Consider the following 4,904-nt stretch of genomic DNA (forward strand, 5'->3'; position numbering starts at 1 on the left):
GCCTTCTACGGCGTCGCTCCGCTGGAGAAGGCGCGCGACCTGGCGCCGCGCGACTGGCGGGCCTATTCGCTGCTGGGCGGGGCCTACGAACAGGGGCGGCGGGTTCGCGCCCCCCCCCCCCCCCCGGACCCAGCCCCCGTCCCTTCGCCCCCCCAACCCCCCCGCCCTTCCCACCCCCCCCCCCCCCCCCCCCCCCCCCGCGCCCCTTTCACCCCCGCCTCGACCGCCAGCGGATTGGCCGCCGCCACGAAGGGGCCGCGCGCAGGCGTCCCGGACTCCGGCGCCGTCGCCTGACCCTGAACCGGTGTCTCGGCCGCTGTCGGGGCGCCCCCGCCCGCCGTCTGGCAGCCGGCGATGACAATGGGAATGAGCAGGACGGCGAGACGACGGCGGATGAAATGCATGAGAAAATCCGGACGAGGGAGGACGTCGCCTCCCGACCTAGGCCGTCCCGGCGTCCGCGCCAACCGCCGACCACGCAGAAACTGCATTCCGCCGCTTGCGCCCGCCGGTTTCTACGGCTAAAGACCCGCCCTCGCCGCAAGGCAGCCGCACCCGTAGCTCAGCTGGATAGAGCACCAGACTACGAATCTGGGGGTCGGGCGTTCGAATCGCTCCGGGTGCGCCATTTCTTCTTCTTATCCAGTATGCTGTTGGGCTAGCGACTTGGTCGGCTGTCGCGTGTGACTGTAACTGGCCATCGCATCTTTCAATAAGCCACTGATTTAATTGCTCAATTCCAATCCAGTTCAGTCTGGGGCTCACTCAGGTGCTCTTAGGCTTGGATATGCGAACCTCGTTGATAAGTCCGACCCGCCTGGCGGCGGATCGGACTCAAAGGCTAGGCTTGATGGTCAATGCCTTCGGCCGATCGATAGCTGACGGCCCTGGCCGCGAAGGTTGGCAGCACCAGAAGCGTCAGGACGGTCGCCGTCAGCAAGCCGCCGATGACGACGGTGGCCAGGGGTTTCTGCACCTCCGCCCCCGCGCCATGGGCCAGGGCCATGGGGATGAAGCCGACGATGGCGACGAGCGCCGTGGTCAGCACCGCACGAAGGCGGCTGAACGCCCCCTCCCTCGCCGCCTCACGAGGGTCCAGCCCGCTCTGGAGCCGCTCCCGGATGGCCTGCATCAGCACCAGCCCGTTCAGCGTCGCGACCCCGGACACGGCGATGAAGCCCACCGCCGCCGAGACCGAGAAGGGCATGCCGCGCAACAGCAGGGCCAGCACCCCGCCGATCAGGGCCAAAGGCACGCAGACGAAGACTAGGCCGGCCTCCACGAACGAGCCCAGGGCCATGAACAGCAGCACCCCGATCAGGACGAAGACGATCGGGATGACCAAACCCAGGCGCTGCTCGGCCCGCTTCAGGTTTTCGAACTGGCCGCCCCAGTCGAGGCGGACACCCGGCGGCAGGGCGATCTCCCCGACCTTGTTCTGCGCATCGGTGACGAACCCGCCCAGATCGCGGCCCCGGACGTTGGCCTGAACCACCATCCGCCGGGAGCCGTCGTTGCGGCTGATCTGGTTGGGACCTTCGGCGGTTTCGATCCGCGCCACGGAAGACAGGGGCACGACGGTTCCGTTCGATGACACGATCGGCAGGGCCGCCAGGCTCGCCGGATCGTTGCGCGCCGCGTCAGGCAGTCGCACGACGACGTCGAACCGACGGTCGCCCTCAAAGATGCGGCCTGCTTTCGCCCCCCCGACGGCGGCCGAGACCGTCTCCGAAATGTCGGCGGCGGACAGGCCGTAGTTGGCCGCCGCGAACCGGTCGACGCTGATGGTCAAGGTCGGTAGGCCCGACGCCTGTTCGACCCGAACGTCGGCCGAACCCGTTGTCTCGCGAAGGGCGGTCGCCACCTGATCCGCCACCCTTTGAAGGGTGTCGAAGTCGTCGCCGTAGACCAGCACGGCCAGGTCGGTGCGGACTCCCGAGATCAGTTCGTTGAAACGCAGTTCGATCGGCTGGCTGAACTCGAAATTATTGCCGATCTGCTGGCCGGCGACCTCTTCCAGCCGTTCGAGCAGGACTTCCTTCTCCAGCTTTGGATCGGGCCAGTCCTTGCGGTCCTTCAGCACGATGACGCTGTCGGAGATACTGGGTGGCATGGGATCGACCGCCGCCTCCGCCGTCCCGGTCCGCGAGAACATGGTCTCCACCTCGGGCTGGGCCGAGATCGCCCGTTCCAGGTTCATCTGCATGATCAGGGACTGCTCCAGTGAAGCCGAGGGAACCCTCAGCGCCTGCATGGCGATGTCGCCCTCATCCAGGGTTGGGATGAACTCCCGTCCCAGGGTGGTGAAGGCGACGCCACCGACGACCAGAGCCGCCACGACCGAGACGATGACGATACGGGCATTGCCGACCGCCGCGCGGATGGCCGGTTCGATCCAGCGCCTTGCGAACCTCAGGATGAAGGTTTCATGCGCCTCGGCGTGACCCTTCTCGTCCACATGGGCAGACTTCGGATCACGGACGAGGAGCGCCGTCATCGCCGGCACGAAGGTGAAGGAGAAGATGAACGCGCCGACCAGGGCCAGCATGACCGTCGCCCCCATGGGCACGAAGGTCTTGCCCTCGACTCCTTCGAGCATCAGCAGCGGAGTGAAGACGAGCAGGATGATCAGCTGGCCGAAGGCCGCCGGCTTGACCATTTGGCGCGCCGACTGGACCGCGACGTTGAGACGTTCACGGCGGGTCAACATCCGACCGAGCGACGCCCGCCGCTGGGTCAGCAGCAGCAGGGTGTTCTCGATCACCACGACCCCGCCGTCGACCATCAGGCCGAAGTCGAGGGCGCCGAGGCTCATCAGGTTTCCGCTGATGCCGAACCGATTCATGCCGATAACGGCAAACAGGAAACTTAGCGGGATCATCAGGGCGGTGATGGAGGCGGCGCGGATGTTCCCGAGCAACAGGAACAGCACGACGATAACCAGGAGGGCTCCCTCGATGAGGTTGCGGGCCACCGTCTGGATCGTCGAGTTGACCAGGGCGCTGCGGTCCAAAACCGTCACCGCCTCGATGCCCGCCGGCAGGGTCGAGCGGATTTCGTCCAGACGCTCACCCGCCGCCTGAGCGACCGTGCGGCTGTTGCCGCCGGCGATCATCAGGGCGGTGCCGAGCACGGCTTCGTGCCCGTCTCGGCTCGCGCCGCCGAGACGCGGCGACTGGCCGATCTCGACGGTCGCCACGTCCGCGACCCGGACGACCAGACCGCCGCGATTGACCACCGGCGCCTGGGCCAGGTCCTCGATGGTCGAGGCCAGGGCGTCGGTACGCACGGTTAAGGCTTCACCGGCCCGCTGGACATAGCCGGCGCCGGCCTGGGTGTTGGCTCTGTCCAGCGCCTGGATAAGGTCACCGAGGCTCAAGCCATAGGCCGAAAGCCGGGAGACGTCAGGCCGGACGGCGTATTCCTTCACATAGCCGCCGATCGTGTCGACGCCGGCCAGACCCGGCGCCGTCCGCATCTGCGGCGCGACGATCCAGTCCTGAACGGTGCGCAGGTAGGTGGCGCGCGTCTGGGGCGTGGTCAGCAGATCGCCTTCAGGGGTCAGATAGGCGCCGCCGGTCTGCCATCCCGGCTGACCCGGTTTGGCGAGGTTGGCCGTGGTGAACGGCTTGTAGTCGATCGTCCACATCAGGACTTCGCCGAGGCCCGTCGTGATCGGCGACAGGTTGGGCTCGACGCCTTCGGGCAGGCTTTCGCGCGCCTGGGCCATCCGCTCGGCTACCTGCTGGCGGGCGAAGTAGATGTCGGTCTGGTCGGTGAAGATGACGGTGATCTGGCTGAACCCGTTGCGGCTCAAGGATCGGGTCGAGGTCAGACCGGGAATGCCCGCCATCGCCGTCTCAAGAGGATAGGTGACCTGCCTTTCGATTTGTTCGGGCGCAAGCGCCGGGGCCACGGTGGTGATCTGGACCTGCCGGTTGGTGATGTCCGGCACGGCGTCGATCGGAAGCCTCGTCAGTTCGAACAGACCCAGGGCGGCGACGAGCGCCGTGACCAGGACCACGAACCAGCGGAAGCGGACGGAGGTTTCAATCAGGGCTTTGAACATGATCAGTGACCGTGCTCGGCTTCGCCCTTGGCGAGTTCGGCCTTGAGCAGGAAGGCGTTCGATCCGGCGACCCGATCGCTCGCGGTCAAGCCGCTCAGGATTTCCGTTCGTCCGGCGGCCTGACGACCGACGAGGACCGGCGCGGCGCGGAAGCCCGTGGCCGTGCGGACGAACACGACATTGGCGCCTTCGACAGTCTGCACCGCCTCGGACGGAACGGTCATGCCGCTGACGGCTTCGCCTGTGACGACGGCGCCCGTGACCGCCGAGCCCGCCGGAGGAAGGCGTGATCCGGTTGGATGGGCGCGGATGACTGCCGCTCCGCCCTCGGCCCCCGCGCCGGCGGCGACGCCGGTGACCTGGGCTTCGAACTCACCGGCCGGTCCCTGGACCCGCATCGTCGAGCCTGACCGGACCTGGACTGCGAGGGCGGGAGGTGCGTTGAACACGATCTCGACCCACGCCGGGTTGGTCACCTCGGCGATGACGCCGCCCTGGGCCGCGAAGCCTCCCGGTCCGACCAGCACGCTGGTGACGACCCCGGCGATCGGGCTGGAGACGTTGACGCGGCCGGAAGCATTGGGCGCGCCCGCCGCCGAGGCGCGCGCGCGCGCCGCGCGCGCCGCCGCTTCGGCGCCCAGGGCCTGGGCATGAGCGACCTCGGCGTCGCGACGAGCGACCACGCCCTGGTCGGCGAGGCTCTCCTCGCGCGCATGGGCCTGTTGGGCCGCGACGGCATTGGCCTGGGCAGCGTCGGCATCGGCGCGAAGGCTGGCGGCGTTGCCGCTGACCAAAACGGCCAGGGCCTGACCGGCGCGAACCGACTGACCGGGGG

At 68.1% G+C, this 4,904-nt stretch carries 2 protein-coding genes, 1 tRNA gene and 1 pseudogene; 2 read left to right on the plus strand and 2 right to left on the minus strand.

From position 1 onward, the window contains the following. Together ER13_RS19095 and ER13_RS16160 are read left to right on the plus strand one after the other, a co-directional pair. Positions 1–294 (plus strand): annotated as a pseudogene (locus ER13_RS19095) (hypothetical protein); the annotation flags it as partial. 257 nt (positions 295–551) lie between these two features. Continuing rightward, positions 552–628: transfer RNA gene (locus ER13_RS16160), tRNA-Arg, on the plus strand. A 213-nt stretch (positions 629–841) separates the two neighbouring features. On the opposite strand, the gene ER13_RS16165 is transcribed toward ER13_RS16160, so the two are convergent. Both ER13_RS16165 and ER13_RS16170 read right to left on the minus strand, forming a co-directional pair. Then, on the minus strand, positions 842–4,069 hold the full coding sequence (locus ER13_RS16165) for an efflux RND transporter permease subunit (protein WP_008263480.1): 3,228 nt from the start codon (positions 4,067–4,069) through the stop codon (positions 842–844). A 2-nt stretch (positions 4,070–4,071) separates the two neighbouring features. Beyond that, the coding region (locus ER13_RS16170) for an efflux RND transporter periplasmic adaptor subunit (RefSeq protein ID WP_035310926.1) at positions 4,072–4,904 on the minus strand (833 nt) is incomplete at its 5' end.

Source organism: Brevundimonas sp. EAKA, assembly GCF_000698025.1.
Classification (GTDB): domain Bacteria; phylum Pseudomonadota; class Alphaproteobacteria; order Caulobacterales; family Caulobacteraceae; genus Brevundimonas; species Brevundimonas mediterranea_A.

Bases quoted from the DNA above. Each gene is read 5' to 3' on its own strand.
- ER13_RS16165 (WP_008263480.1), bottom strand. From the start codon at position 4,069: ATGTTCAAAGCCCTGATTGAAACCTCCGTCCGCTTCCGCTGGTTCGTG.